Source organism: Brevibacillus sp. 7WMA2 (genome assembly GCF_010748895.1).
In the GTDB taxonomy this organism is placed as follows: Bacteria; Bacillota; Bacilli; order Brevibacillales; family Brevibacillaceae; genus Brevibacillus_B; species Brevibacillus_B halotolerans.
In genome coordinates this window covers 1532035-1548963 of record NZ_CP048799.1, presented here as the reverse complement: position 1 = coordinate 1548963, position 16929 = coordinate 1532035, and the positions used below count along the sequence as shown (strand labels likewise).

Here is a 16929-nt window from a genome sequence, read left to right as displayed (position 1 = left end):
ATGTTTCTGCTATCATAGGTACGAAAGTAAAACCGGATAGAGTAAATTAACATGCAAAAGGAAGGAACAGTGCAATGAGCTTTCAGTTAAATCGAAGGATCATTAAAACCTTGTGCGGTCAGGTCTCTTACGAAAAAGGTGACGTATATTATCGAACGGGCAAGGTGATGATTACGCATTATGACCCAGATCAACAAAGCTATCAAGCAACGGTAAATGCGGGGAGTGGTTACCAGGTTACTGTTAGAGTAGACCGAGAGGAAGTGAGTGCGGAATGCACTTGTCCTACCCTTTCTTCGTACGATAAATTTTGTCAGCATATTGCTGCTGTATTGTTAAGTATACGGGATAGTGATCAGGATAGTAGCGGACTATTTAATAATCGTATCAATGCTAGTCAGATACAGGCTAGAGAGGGGATAGCTGAGGGGCGCGAGTATACCAGAGCAAAATTTGCCGATTCTATGGAGCGGTCTACAATGTTCTCTGATCCAGATGCACAAATGGCAAAACATATGCTGAGGATATTTAGCCGCCAATCGTTGCGTCCAAGCTGTACACGTACACCCCTAGATACACGGGAGGTTCTTGATGTTGAGTTTATTTGTAGACCCTTCCATTATGGTTATGGTAGGTACATGTTTGGTCTAGAGCTTAAATTAGGGCCAAAACGACTCTATGTGGTTAAACAAATAAGAGAATTTCTTGACCGAATGGATCGTCGTGAAGGGGTTATATTCTCGAAACACTTTGCCTATGATCCTGAGCTTCATAGCTTTCAAAAAGAAAATGATGAGGTTCTTCAGCAATTAGTCCAAATTAGTAAAAACGAAAGAATGTTTCAAGATACATGGAATATTTCCGTCCATGCTAATAGGAAGAGCGATGATCGAATGCTTTTGATTCCTCCTTTTTCCTGGGAGCCTCTTCTAGCTCTGCTAATGAAGGCCCCATTGGTAAAGCTTGAGCAGGGAGATCGTCTACTTGATGGTATCCATTTATCCGATGGGCCATTGCCTCTGGAATTTGAATTCGACCAAGCGCAGTCTACAGGCTATCAGTTGGATATTCGGGGCTTAGATAAGCTCACCATCATGGAATCATATGAAGTAGTCCTCTCAGATGGAAAGCTTATCAAGCTCCAGCAGGAACAGTGCAAGCGTCTCCTTGAACTAAAAAGAATGCTTGATCCATCTCACAGGAATCAAGTTCAGATTCAGCCCGAGCAAATGGAACCTTTTATGGAAAAGGTTATACCTGGTCTGATAAAGCTAGGAAGTGTGCATATTGCTCAAGCTGTTTCTGAGAAAATCGTACAAACACCGTTACAGGCAAGGCTATACCTAGACCGAGTGAGAGATCGATTGCTTGCAGGTCTTGAATTTCAATATGGCGATATTATCATCAACCCTTTGGAGACTACTAGCCGGAAGAGAGATACTGATCCGATTCTCATGAGGGATGGTGATCAGGAGCGACGCATTCTGGAGCTTATGGAAAACAGCTCCTTTGTCCAGACGGAAGCAGGATATTTTATGGATGATGAAGAGGCAGAATATGAATTTTTATACCATGTCATTCCCGTGCTAGAGAAGCTCTTAAAGGTATATGCAACCACAGCAGTAAAAGTAAGACTTCACACTGGGCATACTCCTCCTAAGATAACAGTAGATGTAGATGAGCGAATGCAATGGCTTGAATTTAATTTTGATATGGCTGGAATACCTGATTCAGATATTCGAAAGCTACTGAAATCGATTGAAGAGAAGCGAAAATACTATCGATTGCCTAATGGAGCATTATTACCGTTGGAGAGTGTGGAGTTCCAGGAGGTTTCCCTCTTTATAAATGAGCTAGGCATACGAAAAGAGGAGTGGAAGGAAGCGAATCTACGCCTTCCATTAGTCCGTGGACTTCATTTGATTGATTCACATGAAAGGGGCAAGAACGTCAAGCTGGGCAAATCGCTTCGACGTCTTTTAGAAAATATCCGAAATCCTGACAATCTGGATTTTCCTGTACCCGAAAGCTTAGCTCATGTACTTCGAGACTACCAGATATATGGATTTCAATGGATGAAAACGTTAGCGCACTATCGTTTTGGCGGTATTCTAGCAGATGATATGGGACTGGGCAAAACATTGCAAAGCATCGCTTTTATCGTGTCCGTGCTACCAGAGATCCGAGAACAGGGAATGCCAGCGTTAATTGTCTGCCCAGCTTCTTTGGTCTACAACTGGCGCAATGAGCTGAAAAGATTTGCACCCGAGATTCAGACAGTCATCGCTGATGGTAGCAGAGTGGAGCGCACTAGCATCATACGAGAAGCATCAGGGGTAGATGTTATCATTACCTCTTACCCACTACTGCGTAGGGATATCGATTTGTATGCTGCCTCGATGTTTCATACTCTTATTTTGGACGAGGCACAGGCTTTCAAAAATTACGTTACTCAAACGGCACAGGCAGTAAAGGAAATTCAGGCCAAGTATCGCTTTGCTCTTACTGGAACACCTGTGGAAAACAAATTGGAGGAATTGTGGTCGATCTTTGACGCCGTGTTCCCAGAACTCTTTCAGAATAGAAAGGCGTTCCATAATGTAACGCAAGAAGTGGTAGCTAAAAAGATTCGACCGTTTATATTACGCCGCGTGAAAACCGATGTATTAAAGGAACTCCCCGAAAAGATTGAATCACTGCAAGCGTCTGCGCTTCTACCAGATCAGAAAAAATTATATGTCGCCTATCTGGCAAAATTACAGGAGGAGACATTAAAACATTTGGATGAGGATGACTTTCAGAAAAACAAGATTAAAATTCTAGCTGGTTTGACTCGGCTCCGCCAGATATGCTGTCATCCTGCTCTGTTTGTCGAGGACTACGCAGGAAGCTCCGCCAAGCTTGAACAATTGCTAGAGGTTATTCAAGAGTGCCTAAGCGCTGGGAAACGAATACTGGTGTTTTCTCAATTTACCCAGATGCTTGGATTAATTGGTCGTGAGCTAGGGTATTTGGGGGTACCGTACTTTTATTTGGATGGGAGTACACCCGCTGCTGAACGGGTTGAGCTGTGTAACAGATTTAATGAAGGGGAGCGAGAATTGTTTCTTCTTTCCTTAAAAGCAGGTGGTACTGGTTTGAACCTGACCGGGGCAGACACGGTTATTCTCTATGATCTATGGTGGAACCCGGCTGTAGAACAGCAAGCAGCTGACCGTGCCCATCGAATAGGACAGAAAAACGTAGTGCAGGTTCTACGTCTGGTCACTCAAGGCACAGTGGAAGAGAAAATGTACGAGCTTCAGCAGAAAAAGAAAAATCTAATTGAGGAAGTAATTCAGCCAGGTCATGAAGCTTTATCTACTTTAACGGAGCAGGAAATCAGGGAGATTTTGATGATTTGATGAAATATGTATACACGAAGAGGATTTGTGTTTTACAAACTATCAATGATACGGACTTCTAGAAACACTCCGTATCATTGATATTGATATGAGAAAAAATAGAAATGATGAAAACACCTATTTTACATATAAAGAATTATAATATAAGATTATATAAATTCCAAATGTTACATGCTCATTTAGTAGACTATTGTCAATAGCGACATACAATATGTAAAGATAGAATGAATGAAGATCATACAAATATAAAACAGTCATAATGAAATATTGGAGGAATCAAATGTCAGACAAGAAAGCATACGTAAACGTTGAACTATTAAAACCACTGCAACTCATTCCAACTAACTTAACATGTATTCAATGTGAAGCAAATGCCTCTTACATTCAGTGTGCGATTCCTAATCGAGAAAGCAAAGACATTCAAATAATAGCTAGATCAACGTATTGTAAAAATCATGTAGGATCAATAGCAACAAAGCGAGATATACCAATAGCAAGCACTGATGAAGAACTCAAAAATTTACGAGTAAATGGCGACTATGATGAACTATGGAAGAAACTACTGAGCTGATGATAATCGTTTCTAGTCGAGTGTAGGCACACGATAGACCTGGGGGTGAATGGGTGATGATGCTTAGAGAGGCTCTTGTATCGGAAGCAGAGGAACTAAGCCAACTTGCTCTAGATTCTAAGGCAACATGGGATTATGACGCGGCGTTTATTTTAGCTTGTAAAGAGGACTTAACCATAAACCAAGCATACATAGAAAAAAATCATGTTTATGTGCTAGAAAAGGAAGGCAGAGTCATTGGCTTTTTTTCATTTGTGAGGAAAGAGCTTGATAGCCTCGATTTCCTTTACATGCATCGGGACTATAAGGGGCAGGGATACGGTAGCATTTTATGGAGCTTTGTAAAAGAAAAAGCAATTGAATTAGGAATAGACAAATTTACGATTGACAGCGATCCTCATGCAAAAGGATTTTATTTAAAAATGGGAGCTAGACAAATAGGAGAAATACCTTCTACTGTGTGGAAAGATAGGATGCTGCCATTATTGCAGTATGAGCTCTAAGCTTTTGAATAGATGATGTAACAACGGGAAACGGGAAACGATTGTGTAAAAATACTATATGATGCTTACACGACATGCTACATCTAGATCAAAACCAGTACCAGTATCAGTTAATCGCTAAGTCTAACGGGGAGCCTAAAAAGGACTTCCCTTAAAATCTATATAGTAACTGGTACAGTATTTTGTTTCATGTTAAATACGATAAGGCAAATCTATAGTGTGCAGTGACCTCTTAGGGAGAAACTGATCAAAAACGATTTGAGGCAACAGTAACGCACCATTTCTAGAATAGAAATGAAGTGCTTTAGTTTTGGCGCGCACATTACGGAAAAAAAATCTGTCGATACGGCAGATTTTTTTTATAACAAACAAAGCACGCAAACATAAGCCCTGTAAAGTACCTAAAATTCAGTAGATTTTGGTGGCATCCAAGGGCAATGTTTGGACATGCTTTAAAAAAGCCGTAACACGCTGATCATCATCCTGAGGATAGGTATAGTGCAAGTGATCTGCTACATATTTTGCTGTACTTCGAAATAATTCCCCCATCGTAAAGAGCGCTTTCCATGTACCTTCGTAGCTCCCATCGGCATAGGTGGATAGAAGGGATTCTCAGCATTGCTCTGAAAGATATTTCTCTTTGCTATTTTTTCCTACACTAATTGAAAAGTTCGTTTGGATACCAACCTTCCACTCCAGCATTGTCAACAGCATCGGCCTCACATATCTGTTAAGGTGGTCCTGGGCGTAAAGAATTTCTCTTCTCCATAATCCTTTTGCTACATAAGTAGAGACCCACCAGAATTCATTGCAGCAATCTGCAAAAAATGCAGCTGACGGACGCTTTACCCAATAATCTACATCGGTCACTAGATAGCTAATATCAAATCCTGAAACAGGTCCTTTGGCACATTTGGATTCGTCCGTGATCCTTCTAGCGTTACTGCACGAATGCCCCTTTCCAATATATCTCGGGAATAAACTGATTTGTCTGTTAGCTTATTATAAAACTGTAGGAAACGCGGACTCTGTTTTCATGGTTGTCTTCTGCTAGGAGGGGGGAGTAGCATTTACCATAAAGCTCGGATGAGACTTTTTGAACACGTGTTACAAGCATAAAAAAATGAACGGGTGTCTCGCTAACAATTTATAATACTGCTAAACCACAGCCGATCCTGACGTAAGATATGATGAGGACAAAAAAAGAAACGGACATGTTACCCGTTTCTAATCTTCTGGAGTGCGGTCAAGAAAAAGCTTAGTGACGGAAGTATACTCTCCTTTTTCTACCTCATCAGCGCTCGCTTTTTCTTCAAGTGGATCATGACCGTTCATACTTGGAGCTATTGTTGGTTCTTCCTTTGAGGAACGTTTTCTTGAGTCCATTATAATCACCACCCTACGGATTTGATCTTTCTAACATGTAGCTGCTTATGTCCTAGGTTTTACTAATTCTTAAAAACCTATCCAATGGCCGATTTTTATTTTATTATATTGGACGGTGTTGCCCTTTCAGCGGTGTTATGCTGCCTTCCTAAAGCCATCGGAAAAATGTAAGTTATTCCTCATAAGGGCAGTTTCTTCAATAACGATATGAAAAGTACAATAGTTTCACAAATGATTAGGCTACAGGCTCCTGCCCATTAATGCCCATTTTGCATTCCGATAAATAGGCAATTGCATAGGATAAAAGAAAAATATAGAAATCTCGGGAGGAGAATGAGTATGTACCCTAGACCATGCAATTACTATCAATGGAATAATCCAAGTTATAACCATAATTGGGGTTATAATTGGTATCCGAATTATTACAATTGGAATAACAACGGGAATCCTTATTATAGAAGCATCCTTTTAAAAGATTATGGATCAAAACCATTTGTAGTGAATATTGCGAAAGCTGCTAAGCAAAACAATACTTACCGCACCGCTTTATGGACAGGGAAGCACTTCCAAGTGACGCTGATGAGTATTAATGTTGGAGATGACATTGGTTTAGAAGTCCATCCGAATACTGATCAATTCATACGCATTGAAGAAGGCCAGGGACTTGTTCAAATGGGGAATAGCAAAGATAAATTAGACTTTCAAAAAATGGCCTATGATGGTTATGCAATTATGATACCAGCTGGAACATGGCACAATGTAACCAATACGGGGAATAAGCCACTGAAAATTTACGTTATCTATGCTCCGCCTGAGCATCCATATGGTACTGTTCATAAAACAAAGGCAGATGCCATGTCTGCAGAAGGGGGTCAATAGATAAATACTGTAATACAAGAACAGCCTTAAGGGGGTTTTTGTATTTGATTGAAAGGCTAATCAAATAGAATCCGACAAACAAAAATAGGGATAAAATGCCGTACGGTTGACCACGATCCTTTAGAGAGATAGAAAATGTTTACCGCAATATTGGTATGAAAACAAGGCTGCTATTCAACATTTTGATGATTTGGCGGGGCGATAGACTACCAGCGAGATAAGAAAACAGATACGGGAGTTTTCCACATTTTGGTCAGTGATGAAATCGAACAATATTACGAACTATTTAAAAAAGTCGGGGTTTATTCTCGACTTTTTTATCAAAGTCCGTTGAACGCGATCGTTTTGCAGAAAGAGAAAAGAGACATTACGAGACTAGAAAGAAGTGTAATGGACATAAATTCAGGAAACGACTTTTTCTTTTACCAATCAACTTCAAGACACGTAAATGAATATAATAAGGGTTGTTGGCAAGTTGTTGACCAAATTCGTCAACAAGTATTACAAAACATCATAACGCTATTAAAAGTAAGTGTAAAAACTCATCTCTAATCACAAATAATACACGATAACCGAGCGGCAAATCAACTGCACCTCCCTCTGAGGAGGTATGTTTTACATGATAGAATATACAGTAGGTGAACCTTACAAATTTGTTATATTTGCGTAAGGTTATTCGATAGTTAAAATAGAAGGTAGATGCAATAATAGTAGCATAAGAAATCAGTTGAGGTGAATGTTATGAAAGGAAATCATATTTTATCTTCTTTATGCTACTTAAGTGTCTTTTTTGCTCCATTTTTATTACCGATTATTGTTTATTTCGTAGGTGACCATGCGGTTAAAGTTCATGCTAAAAAAGCGCTGTGGACGCATCTTATTCCGTATGTAACCCTAGTTATTGGCCTTGTAGTATCAGGAACCATTGGCTTGAATCAAGGAACAGAGACAGCAGTGGGATTTAGTATCATCGCTACCTATGGTATTACTGCAATTGTAATGATTTACTATTTCATTTGGAATATTGTAAAAGGTGTAAAGGTATTAAATGAAATGTAATAGTACTAACATAATATATGATCGCTTGTTTCGTTTAGCAATACCGTGTAGATAGAATCTATACGGTTTTTTTATCTTGTTGTAATAAAACAATAAGATCGTCCGTCTAATTTGTGTATTAATTAAATTGGAGTGAAGAAATGTGAAGTGCAACCATGAGGTCGAACGCTTATTTGTTCAATACAAAAATGATATTTACAATTACCTTGTCTATTACACAGGAAGCACGGATGTCGAGGTAGCCTGACCTGTTTCGAATAGGGGAAGTGATAGAGAACATTGTTTCCAATGCCATAAAGCATACATCGAGTGGAGATAGCATCAGACCTGAAGCTTTTTTAACAAATGAGTCATTAACCATAAAAATAACTGACTCAGGAACTGGTTTTGAAAAACAAGAGTTATCTACTATTTTTAGAAAATATGATAAGGGTAGCAACAGTGACATGCATCAATCAAGTGTTGGGCTTGGCTTGTACATATGTCAATTGATTGTGGGAAAACATGAAGGAGCAATGAAGGCCTATAATTACAGTGAGTCTGGCGGTGCTATTATAGAATTTACGATCCCAGTGTAAGAAAAGCGCAACTGACAAATCCTCCGTAGTAGAATTTGTAGATGCTAGCAAGGCATTTTATGAAATGCTTTATTTACAAAAAGAAAGAGGGTAAAAAGGGATGGTATTAACCAGCCCCCTTACCTCTTTTTTTGTGTGATAGGCTAGAAGCCCTTATACTGAGGTTCCTCTTGTTCTAACTGTTGAACACGAGATTCCAGTTGGTCAATAATGGTTTGTGCTTGCTCTGCAGATTTTGTAAAAGCTTGCTTTGCTTGTTTATTTTGTGTACTTAATGCAAAGGTTTCTAAATCGGCCTGTGCACCTTTTAAGCTAGCCAGGGTTTGTTTTACTGAAGAAGCTACTGTCATCGATATCACCTCCTGATTTAGTATGTCTCTAACTCTTTGGTTTAAATACAACTGCGCCTAAAAAACCAAAAATAATGGCTGCCGAAATACCTGCACTGGTTACTTCAAAAATGCCCGTAATAATCCCGACAATACCATCCCGTTGCATTTCTTCCAAAGCCCCATGTACTAGAGCATTCCCGAAACTTGTAATAGGGACCGTAACACCGGCTCCGGCCCATTTGATTAACGGTTCATACCAACCTAGTCCATCCATAATAGCTCCAACTACCACTAGGGTAGACATGGTATGAGCAGGTGTTAATTTGGCAACATCCATCAATAATTGACCGATGACACAGATGATGCCTCCAACAATAAATGCCCAAATAAAGATGCTCACTCATTTCCCCCCCCTCTCAATAGCTACAGCGTGTGCTACACAAGGAATCGATTCATTTTGTTGAAAGCTGAGCGGCGATAATAGGGCGCCTGTTGCTATAACCAAAATTCGGTTCCATTCCCCATTAGCTAACCGGTTTAGCAAATGACCATATGTAACAGTGGCACAGCATGCACAGCCGCTACCCCCAGAGAAAACCTCCTGATTGTCGTGATAAATTAATAATCCACAATCTGTAAAGGCTTCGTCTCGAATGGAAAATCCATGCTTTTTCAAGAGTTTTCCTGCGATCGAATGGCCAAGTTTTCCAAGGTCGCCCGTAACGATCAAATCATAATAATCAGGCCCAATCTGCATATCTCGAAAATGAGCTTGAATGGTATCTACTGCCGCGGGGGCCATAGCCGCCCCCATATTTTGGGGATCAGTTAGTCCCATATCAACAACTTTACCAATCGTAGCAGAGGAAACCCTCGGACCTGTTCCTTGAGGTGCAACCACGGCCGCTGCGGCACCGGTTACCGTCCACTGTGAAGTGGGAGGCTTTTGTGCACCATACTCTGTGGGATAACGATACTGTTTCTCAGCAGTTGAATTATGGCTGCAAGTACCCGTAAGTACATAATTAGCTGCCCTGCTATCTATCAATTGAGCTGCTAAAGCTAATCCTTCCATAGAGGTTGAACAAGCACCAAATATCCCTAGATAAGGTACCCCAATCGTACGTGCTGAAAAGCTTGAGGAGATGATTTGGTTCATTAAGTCCCCTGTAATGAGGTAATTGATATCTCCTTTTTGCAAGCTAGCTCGTTTGACAGCGAGGTCAAAAGCTTCTTCCATCATCATTTTTTCAGCCTTTTCAAAGCTGTCTTGCTCCAGCCAGGTATCACTATGAAGAATATCAAAATCATTCGCAATTTTTCCTTGTGCTTCAAAAGGCCCACCAACTGTTGCCGTGGATAAAATCGTTGGTTTGCTTGGAAAAATCCATGATTGATGTCCCTTTAACATCTCAAGATCCTCCTACCGCAAAAGTAAAAAACCATTTTATTAACGCGATGAAAAATGCGGCAACTACACCAAAAACGATAACTGAGCCTGCTAATTTAAACATGTTGCCGCCCACACCAAGTACATATCCTTCACTTTTGTGTTCAATAGCTGCTGAAGCAATCGAATTGGCAAAACCGGTAACAGGCACAGCGGTTCCCGCACCTCCAAATTGTGCAATCTTGTCGTAAACGCCAAAACCAGTTAGGAGAACAGAAATGGCGATTAGGACAGCAGAGGTTGGGTTTCCAGCGCTTTTTTCATCAAAGTGAAAAAAGTGAATGAAAAAGGTTTGAATAAATTGTCCAAATAAACAAATCAAACCACCAACCCAAAAAGCCCGAATGGTATTTTTAAGCACAGGTCGTGGAGGTTCTAACGCTTTTGCAAAGGCTTGATATTCGATTTGAGTTGCGGTTAATTTACTGTTTTTTGTAGCCATTGTTAACTCCTTTATTGATGTAGTCAAAGTTAATTTGGAATACAAAGCCAGTTTTTATACCTTACTTTTATATATAAAAATCAACAAAGTAACACAATCTAAATACATAGAAGGATTAGATGTTACTAGGGAGGATATTTATGCCTGAATTCTGGGAGATTGTTTTTAGATCAATCGTTACGCTTTTTACTTTATTGTTCTTAACCCGTTTAATGGGAAAACGCCAAATTGCCCAAGCCACTTTTTTTGAATATATTGTAGGTGTTACGATTGGCTCCATTGCGGGATTCATTTCAGCTGACGTCGATGACAGGTTTTTGAACGGATTCGTTAGCATGATCATTTGGGCCCTTATTCCATTTCTTTTCAGTTATCTATCGGTCAAAAGTAAGACAGTGAGCGATATAGTTGAAGGAAATGCTCGTGTACTGATCAAAGATGGAAAAATTATGGAGGACAATCTCAAGAAAGAGAATTATACAGGTGAGGAATTGTTAGAACAATTGCGCCTAAAAGATGTATTCTCGATTGCAGATGTTGAGTATGCGCTATTAGAGCAGAATGGTCAGATTAGTGTCCTGCTCAAAAAAGAAAATCAACCGCTTACTGCCAAAGATCTGAATATCCAAGGAGCTCCAAGCCGAGAGCCTCAGACGGTCATTTTGGATGGGAATGTCATGTTAGGGCCTTTAGCAACCACAGGATTGTCGAAAAGATGGCTCCACACAACTCTCAATAAGATGGGAATACCATTGGAAAACGTTTATATAGGACAAGTAGACAGTTATGGGCAATTGAATGTAGATTTATATGATGACCAGATTACTGTACCAGTCCCTCAGGAAAAACCATTGACGTTGTCTACGTTGAAAAAATGCCAAGCAGATTTGGAGACTTTTTCACTTGAAACAAAAAATAACATGGCTAAAAAGGAATATGAAAAGGGGGCTCAAAGCTTAAAAAAAATAATAGAAGAGGTAAAACCTTTTTTACAGAGCTAACAAGAGATCGATACAGAAGCCTTTATAATAGAAACCTTGTCCAGACAAGTTACTAAAATTATCAAGAGGCTAATGCTTAGGCTACATGACAGGAACTTGGTAATGGCAGGGGGAAATTTGATTGGGAAGGTAAGCTATCCTTAATTGGATAGCTTTTTTGCCTTTCTATTACATTCATGGAAAGATAGAAACGAAGAGTGCATAAAATGAGAAAGAAAGAAATTTTGGTATAAATTAAATAACATAATTAACATTATGTGAACAAACAACTGGACCGATTACTACTAAACTACAAACATTACGTAAATATTTTACAAAGTTCTTACAAACCTATCACAAATTCACCATTACCTTGCCATGTTCCACCAAATCGTGTTACACTCACAAACAATTACAACTGATTTATAGCCATGTTACGGTGTTTGATTTCAGGATCAGACTTAAAAGGGAAGTTCGGTGAAAATCCGATGCGGTCCCGCCACTGTAAATGAGGAGCAACATCCGATACACCACTGTTCGCTTTTGCAGAGAATGGGAAGGGAGGATGCTTGCGAGGATTCATGAGCCAGGAGACCTGCCGTAAGATGCAACACTCCCACGAGGATGGGCAGGTGTTTGGGTAGGTCGTATGATGATAGTGTACATACACCTATAGGAATTGATATGTCCAAAAACCCAAGCATCTGTCTCCTTTTGGAACGGATGCTTTTTTGTGCGAATCTTTAAGGAATAACATGTTAGCGGGGCGTAGAGGTCCAATTACGGTGCCACCTGCACTTGAAGCTTGGGTGATCACCGAGTTAGTAATTTCATTTCGTTACTTTGTTTTACATAGGGGGGAGAAGCATGCAACAAACCGCCACGACAGCCCCAAGGTCAGTAAACAGCATCGGTACGCAATATACAAAAAATTGGATAGCGAAATTGATGGGAAGCGGCGTGGTATTATTTTTATCGCTGACGGTTGCAATCATGCTGGGACCAGTACAAATAGACCCAGTTATCGTTTGGAAGGTCATAGGCTCACATGTTCCTTTTGTACAACAATGGGTAGGGACAGACGTGTCTAACGCGCAGATGCATATTGTTTGGGATATTCGACTGCCACGTGTTTTATTATCTGCGGTTGTAGGTGCCGGGCTGTCTATTGTTGGGATAGCCATTCAGGCATTGATTCGTAATCCTTTAGCTGATCCATATATCTTAGGCGTATCATCAGGGGCATCGGTGGGAGCAACAGCAGTGCTGTTATTTGGTAGTTTGGGAGTATTTGGTTCGTATGCGCTTTCTTTAGCGGCCTTTTTAGGTGCTTTGGCTTCCGTTATATTGGTGTTTCTTTTGTCTTTGGTAGGCGGAAGGGTGCAGCTAATACGTCTGTTGTTAGCTGGAATAGCTGTGTCTATTATGTTGTCAGCGCTTACTAGTTTTTTTATTATGCTGGCACCAAGAGCGGAAAGCCTTTCAAGTGTGCTGTACTGGATGATGGGAAGCTTCACTCGTGCCAAGTGGGAGTCACTTGTATTGCCAACGATTGCAGTACTTGCTTTCTTTATATTTTTATGGGTAAATGCACGCAATCTAAATTTGTTGATCTTAGGGGAAGAAACCTCTACGCTACTTGGTCTACATCCAGAAAATATGCGTAAGATTCTACTGATTACGATTTCTCTCGTTACAGGCTTACTGGTTGCTGTAAGCGGTAGCATTGGCTTTGTTGGTTTAATGTTACCCCATATCTTTCGCTTGTGGGTGGGTTCTGATCATAGGAGACTAATCCCACTTTGTGCCTGTGGTGGAGCGATTTTTATGATCTGGGCGGATGTATTAGCTAGACTAATCATTGCCCCTGAAGAATTGCCGATAGGAATAGTCACAGCGCTTTGCGGCGGTCCATTTTTTATCTGGATGCTACGTCGTCGGGCGTATACGTTTGGAGGAAGCTAATGTGCCCACAAAATTGGACGTAGACAAGCATGTTGAGTTAAAACAAGTTGGATATGAGATCCAAGGGACATGTATCTTGCAGGATATAGATTTACACGTACAAAAAGGAGAATTCGTGGGCTTGCTTGGCCCGAATGGTAGTGGTAAATCTACTCTCCTTAAGCAGGTATATCGGACTCTATTACCCACTACAGGCAGTATCTATTTACTGGAAAGAGAGCTTGGTCAATACCAACAGAAGCAATTAGCAAAAGAACTAAGTGCAGTGGTTCAAGAAACGCAGATTCAATTTGATTTTAGTGTATACGAGCTTGTACTGATGGGACGTTCTCCACACAAGAGTATGTGGGAGCAGGAGAATAAGCATGATTTAGCGTTAGTAGAGCAAGCTCTAGCTCAAGTTGGCCTACAGAACATGGGTGATCGGAGTTATCTGAGTTTATCTGGGGGAGAAAAGCAGCGCGTCTTATTAGCAAGAGCAATTGTACAAGAGACCGATCTGTTACTGCTGGATGAACCGACTAATCATTTGGACATCCATCATCAATTAGGGATGCTCAAATTACTGAAACAACAGCAGAAAAGCGTACTGGCCGCCTTACATGATTTAAATTTGGCCGCTATGTTCTGTGATCGTCTTTATATGCTAGAAAAAGGAGTTATCGTTTGCTCTGGAACTCCACAGGAAGTTCTTCGGCCTGAAATTTTAGAACGAGTGTACAAGATTCAAACAGAAGTAACCGTTCATCCAGTTACAGGAAGAGTGAACATTCATTATATGATCCCAGATCAGGTTATTTGTTGAATAAAGGAAAAGGTAGGAAAACAAGATGAACAAATATACTATGCAAAGCTCCACTACCAAGAAGCAAGGCCTTTTGTATAAAGGTCAAAAGATGATGATTACAATCTTTGCCGGTCTTTCATTACTAGTAAGTGGCTGTGGAAATGGGACGACTCCTCAGGCAGCTTCTACTAATTCACAGCCAGTAGCTGAGAAGATTCAAATTAAAAATGGAGAGCATACGTTAACCTTTGAACAAGCACCGAAGCGAGTAGTGAGTATGAATCAGCATGTGACCGAAATGCTACTAGCATTAGGTGTTGAAGACGTAATGGTCGGTACAGCTTATCCTGACGACGAAGTCTTGCCCGAATATAAGGCAAAATATGATCAAATCAAGCTTTTGTCTAAGCAATATCCTTCCTTAGAAGTCTTTCTAAGTGTAGAGCCTGACTTCGTTATTGGCAGAAGCTCTGCATTTACAGCAAAAGGAATTGGCAGTATAGAGGAGCTGCAAAAAATGGGTATCCCAGCTTATACCATTACAGGAACGATATCTAAACACCCTACAGTCGACGAGGTTTATGAGGATTTGATGCAATTAGGCAAGATTCTGCATGTAGAGGATCGTGCTAAGGATATTGTTGCTAAAATGAAAACGGATATTCAGGCCATTCAACAAAAGATAGGAAATATAGAAAAACCAGTCAAAGTATTGGTCTTTGATAGTGTTAATTCAGGTTTGTATACAACAGGAAATTCCTTAGAAACGCGTTTAATCGAAATGGCTGGCGGACAAAACGTTTTTGGTGATTTAGAAAAATCTTGGAGTGAAGTGAGCTGGGAAGAAGCCATAAAGCGAGCTCCCGATGTAATTGTAATTAATGATTATGATAAACCAAGTGCAGAAGAGAAGATCAAATATTTACTAGAAAACAAAGCACTTTCCGATATCCCTGCTATTAAGAATAAGCGATTTGTTAGCTTGCCACTTTCCGATGTATTTGAAGGTGTTCGAAATGTACGAGCGGTAGAAATACTTGCAAAAGGATTTTATCCAGAGAAGTTCTAATAGAAGATTTCATAAGGTAGCTTTTACAGAAGGCATATGCTGGGATATGGATTATCTTATCCTCGCATGTGCTTTTTTTATGGAGATAATGAAGAGGAATCGTCTTAGTTGTAGGTATAAATAAAAATACAATTATATTTGCAACCTTTTTGTAACCAAATCGGTCATAGAATGTGCATAGGTACATTCATGCGGATTGATACCAATTGCACCAGGAATCGTGTGGGAGAATTAGCGTAACAGATCCTATGAAAGGAGTTCTACATGGAAGAAAGAAGTATCTATCTTCCTTAGTTTACCTTGACATGGATTTATACTGACAAGGTATACTTTACATTCAAGACACATTGATAAAAACAAGCTAACAAAACCATTTCACAGCAACAAGCGAAAAGTTGTTTGATAACTCAAAGTCGATGATCTGAATATAAGCCAACTAAAATCCTTTTCGTAAAAGGAATCTGTTAACTGACACTCTCCCATACACTTTAACCGCCATGCTGCCACCACAGCTATGGCGGTTTTTTTTAAGACGTAAAAAATCTATTTATGGCCTCTATTGGGGACAAGGGAAGGTAAATTTGCTTTCACAGGGTACTGATTCCGTATGGAAATCAACTCTGATACCGTAATCATTTCAAAGCCGCGTTTTTTAAGCTCTGGCAAAATGATTTTCAAGGCATCTACCGTTTGCTGACGATCTCCGCCATGGTCATGAAATAAGATGATATCGCCATTTCGTACATTTTTCAGCACCTTGTTGACAATCTTTTGTACCCCTGGATTCGTCCAATCCTTAGTATCCTGATGCCAGGACCACATGACAACCAAGTAACCCATCTCTTTTGCGGCAGCCACAATTTTTTCGTTGTAACTACCACCAGGTGGACGAAATAGAGTAGGTACTACCCCTGTTGTTGTTTGAATCATGGATTGAGCAGACTCCAATTCGATTTTTAGTCGTTGTTTTGAAAGACGTCTCAAATCGGGATGGGTAAAGGTATGGTTTGCCAGCTCGTGATTTTGCTGTACCATCTGCTTAGCTAGCTTGGGATTTTTTTTAATGCGGTTACCGACTGTAAAAAAAGTGGATTTAACTCCATATTTCTGTAGTAGCTCTAAGATTTGAGGGGTGTAGGTTTCGTTTGGTCCATCATCAAAGGTTAGAGCAATGGCTTTTTTTTCTGTAGGCAAGTCCCAAATAGCTTCTCCCCGTTTTTCATAATAATCGCGGTTTTTTTGCCGGATCGTTACTTCATAAGAGGTAGGCTGCTCGATGAATAGCTTTTGTTCATCAAGAAGCGATTTTGCTTGTGTTGCTTGGGGAGTATCAGAGAAAGCTTGTATCGCTAGTAGGACTATGACAAAGAGCAGGAAGAATCTATCGCTGATTTTACGTAGCATGAAGGGCTCCTTTCTGATCCGCCTTTTCTTCTTGAACATCTTCGTGAATTTCTTACATAAACGTTAGTATGCGCTTTTTTTAGCAAAGCATGAGACATACAAGGAAGAAAGAAAAAAGCT

The 16929-nt window shown here is 40.1% G+C and carries 17 protein-coding genes, 1 pseudogene and 1 riboswitch; of the genes and pseudogenes, 10 read left to right on the top strand and 8 right to left on the bottom strand.

Going from position 1 to position 16929, the window contains the following annotated elements:
- The first annotated feature begins 74 nt into the window (after positions 1 to 74).
- The 3 genes from GOP56_RS05655 to GOP56_RS05645 all read left to right on the top strand — a co-directional run bounded on the left by GOP56_RS05655 (position 75) and on the right by GOP56_RS05645 (position 4478).
- Entirely contained in the window at positions 75 to 3404 is a 3330-nt protein-coding gene (locus tag GOP56_RS05655; protein WP_163244872.1) for a DEAD/DEAH box helicase, read from the top strand.
- Between the two features lie 280 nt (positions 3405 to 3684).
- A complete protein-coding gene (locus tag GOP56_RS05650) occupies positions 3685 to 3975 on the top strand; it encodes a hypothetical protein (protein WP_022586925.1) in 291 nt (96 codons plus the stop codon).
- A 56-nt stretch (positions 3976 to 4031) separates the two neighbouring features.
- On the top strand, positions 4032 to 4478 hold the full coding sequence (locus tag GOP56_RS05645; protein ID WP_163246814.1) for a GNAT family N-acetyltransferase: 447 nt from the start codon (positions 4032 to 4034) through the stop codon (positions 4476 to 4478).
- 408 nt (positions 4479 to 4886) lie between these two features.
- Here the strand turns inward: GOP56_RS05645 and GOP56_RS05640 are convergent.
- The 3 genes and pseudogenes from GOP56_RS05640 to GOP56_RS23300 all read right to left on the bottom strand — a co-directional run bounded on the left by GOP56_RS05640 (position 4887) and on the right by GOP56_RS23300 (position 5864).
- Positions 4887 to 5348: pseudogene (locus tag GOP56_RS05640) on the bottom strand (aminoglycoside 6-adenylyltransferase).
- Positions 5348 to 5443, bottom strand: coding sequence for an aminoglycoside 6-adenylyltransferase (locus GOP56_RS24355; protein ID WP_371807983.1), 96 nt, complete (start codon positions 5441 to 5443; stop codon positions 5348 to 5350). Before GOP56_RS24355 ends, GOP56_RS05640 begins: the two are co-directional and overlap by 1 nt.
- Positions 5444 to 5705: 262 nt before the next feature.
- Positions 5706 to 5864 (bottom strand): hypothetical protein, encoded by a 159-nt coding sequence (locus tag GOP56_RS23300; protein WP_003336238.1) that lies wholly within the window; start codon positions 5862 to 5864, stop codon positions 5706 to 5708.
- A gap of 339 nt (positions 5865 to 6203) precedes the next feature.
- On the opposite strand from GOP56_RS23300, the gene GOP56_RS05635 reads away from it, so the two are divergent.
- The 3 genes from GOP56_RS05635 (at position 6204) to GOP56_RS05625 (ending at position 8380) form a co-directional block, all read left to right on the top strand.
- Positions 6204 to 6743: a cupin domain-containing protein gene (locus GOP56_RS05635; protein WP_163244868.1), complete on the top strand. Its 540-nt coding sequence runs from the start codon at positions 6204 to 6206 to the stop codon at positions 6741 to 6743.
- A gap of 741 nt (positions 6744 to 7484) precedes the next feature.
- Positions 7485 to 7802, top strand: a complete 318-nt coding sequence (locus GOP56_RS05630) for a magnetosome magnetite crystal formation protein family (RefSeq protein WP_003336240.1) — start codon at positions 7485 to 7487, stop codon at positions 7800 to 7802.
- Positions 7803 to 8068: 266 nt separating this feature from the next.
- The gene (locus tag GOP56_RS05625) at positions 8069 to 8380 is read left to right on the top strand and encodes a sensor histidine kinase (protein WP_163244865.1); all 312 of its coding nucleotides are present in this window, start codon (positions 8069 to 8071) and stop codon (positions 8378 to 8380) included.
- Between the two features lie 143 nt (positions 8381 to 8523).
- Here the strand turns inward: GOP56_RS05625 and GOP56_RS05620 are convergent, their stop codons facing one another.
- Genes GOP56_RS05620 through spoVAC form a run of 4 tightly spaced genes read right to left on the bottom strand, consistent with a single transcriptional unit; the run spans position 8524 to position 10604 of the window.
- Positions 8524 to 8730, bottom strand: a complete 207-nt coding sequence (locus GOP56_RS05620) for a DUF1657 domain-containing protein (RefSeq protein WP_003336248.1) — start codon at positions 8728 to 8730, stop codon at positions 8524 to 8526.
- Positions 8731 to 8758: 28 nt separating this feature from the next.
- Positions 8759 to 9112: a stage V sporulation protein AE gene (spoVAE, locus tag GOP56_RS05615; protein ID WP_003336249.1), complete on the bottom strand. Its 354-nt coding sequence runs from the start codon at positions 9110 to 9112 to the stop codon at positions 8759 to 8761.
- Complete coding sequence (gene spoVAD, locus GOP56_RS05610; RefSeq protein ID WP_163244863.1) at positions 9113 to 10123, bottom strand: stage V sporulation protein AD; 1011 nt, start codon at positions 10121 to 10123, stop codon at positions 9113 to 9115. It lies immediately after the preceding gene.
- Between the two features lies 1 nt (position 10124).
- Entirely contained in the window at positions 10125 to 10604 is a 480-nt protein-coding gene (gene spoVAC, locus GOP56_RS05605; protein ID WP_022586939.1) for a stage V sporulation protein AC, read from the bottom strand.
- A 140-nt stretch (positions 10605 to 10744) separates the two neighbouring features.
- Here spoVAC and GOP56_RS05600 point away from each other — a divergent pair, with 140 nt between their 5' ends.
- From GOP56_RS05600 to GOP56_RS05585, 4 genes are all read left to right on the top strand, one after another.
- Complete coding sequence (locus GOP56_RS05600; protein ID WP_163244860.1) at positions 10745 to 11605, top strand: DUF421 domain-containing protein; 861 nt, start codon at positions 10745 to 10747, stop codon at positions 11603 to 11605.
- A 399-nt stretch (positions 11606 to 12004) separates the two neighbouring features.
- Positions 12005 to 12202, top strand: a riboswitch (cobalamin riboswitch).
- Between the two features lie 249 nt (positions 12203 to 12451).
- Complete coding sequence (locus tag GOP56_RS05595; RefSeq protein ID WP_068792361.1) at positions 12452 to 13549, top strand: FecCD family ABC transporter permease; 1098 nt, start codon at positions 12452 to 12454, stop codon at positions 13547 to 13549.
- A 1-nt stretch (position 13550) separates the two neighbouring features.
- Positions 13551 to 14354 carry an ABC transporter ATP-binding protein gene (locus GOP56_RS05590; RefSeq protein WP_003336257.1) on the top strand — a complete coding sequence of 268 codons (804 nt, stop codon included), beginning with the start codon at positions 13551 to 13553 and terminating at the stop codon, positions 14352 to 14354.
- Positions 14355 to 14379: 25 nt separating this feature from the next.
- Entirely contained in the window at positions 14380 to 15405 is a 1026-nt protein-coding gene (locus tag GOP56_RS05585) for an ABC transporter substrate-binding protein (RefSeq protein WP_121474356.1), read from the top strand.
- A 543-nt stretch (positions 15406 to 15948) separates the two neighbouring features.
- Here GOP56_RS05585 and GOP56_RS05580 read toward each other — a convergent pair.
- Positions 15949 to 16809 carry a polysaccharide deacetylase family protein gene (locus tag GOP56_RS05580; RefSeq protein WP_101668371.1) on the bottom strand — a complete coding sequence of 287 codons (861 nt, stop codon included), beginning with the start codon at positions 16807 to 16809 and terminating at the stop codon, positions 15949 to 15951.
- Positions 16810 to 16929 lie beyond the last annotated feature (120 nt).

Coding starts and splice junctions, on each gene's coding strand:
- spoVAC (WP_022586939.1), bottom strand. CDS start 10,604: ATGGCTACAAAAAACAGTAAATTAACCGCAACTCAAATCGAATATCAA.
- GOP56_RS05600 (WP_163244860.1), top strand. CDS start 10,745: ATGCCTGAATTCTGGGAGATTGTTTTTAGATCAATCGTTACGCTTTTT.
- GOP56_RS05630 (WP_003336240.1), top strand. CDS start 7,485: ATGAAAGGAAATCATATTTTATCTTCTTTATGCTACTTAAGTGTCTTT.
- GOP56_RS23300 (WP_003336238.1), bottom strand. CDS start 5,864: ATGGACTCAAGAAAACGTTCCTCAAAGGAAGAACCAACAATAGCTCCA.
- GOP56_RS05645 (WP_163246814.1), top strand. CDS start 4,032: ATGATGCTTAGAGAGGCTCTTGTATCGGAAGCAGAGGAACTAAGCCAA.
- GOP56_RS05650 (WP_022586925.1), top strand. CDS start 3,685: ATGTCAGACAAGAAAGCATACGTAAACGTTGAACTATTAAAACCACTG.
- GOP56_RS05595 (WP_068792361.1), top strand. CDS start 12,452: ATGCAACAAACCGCCACGACAGCCCCAAGGTCAGTAAACAGCATCGGT.
- GOP56_RS05635 (WP_163244868.1), top strand. CDS start 6,204: ATGTACCCTAGACCATGCAATTACTATCAATGGAATAATCCAAGTTAT.
- GOP56_RS05620 (WP_003336248.1), bottom strand. CDS start 8,730: ATGACAGTAGCTTCTTCAGTAAAACAAACCCTGGCTAGCTTAAAAGGT.
- GOP56_RS05585 (WP_121474356.1), top strand. CDS start 14,380: ATGAACAAATATACTATGCAAAGCTCCACTACCAAGAAGCAAGGCCTT.
- GOP56_RS05655 (WP_163244872.1), top strand. CDS start 75: ATGAGCTTTCAGTTAAATCGAAGGATCATTAAAACCTTGTGCGGTCAG.
- GOP56_RS05580 (WP_101668371.1), bottom strand. CDS start 16,809: ATGCTACGTAAAATCAGCGATAGATTCTTCCTGCTCTTTGTCATAGTC.
- spoVAD (WP_163244863.1), bottom strand. CDS start 10,123: ATGTTAAAGGGACATCAATCATGGATTTTTCCAAGCAAACCAACGATT.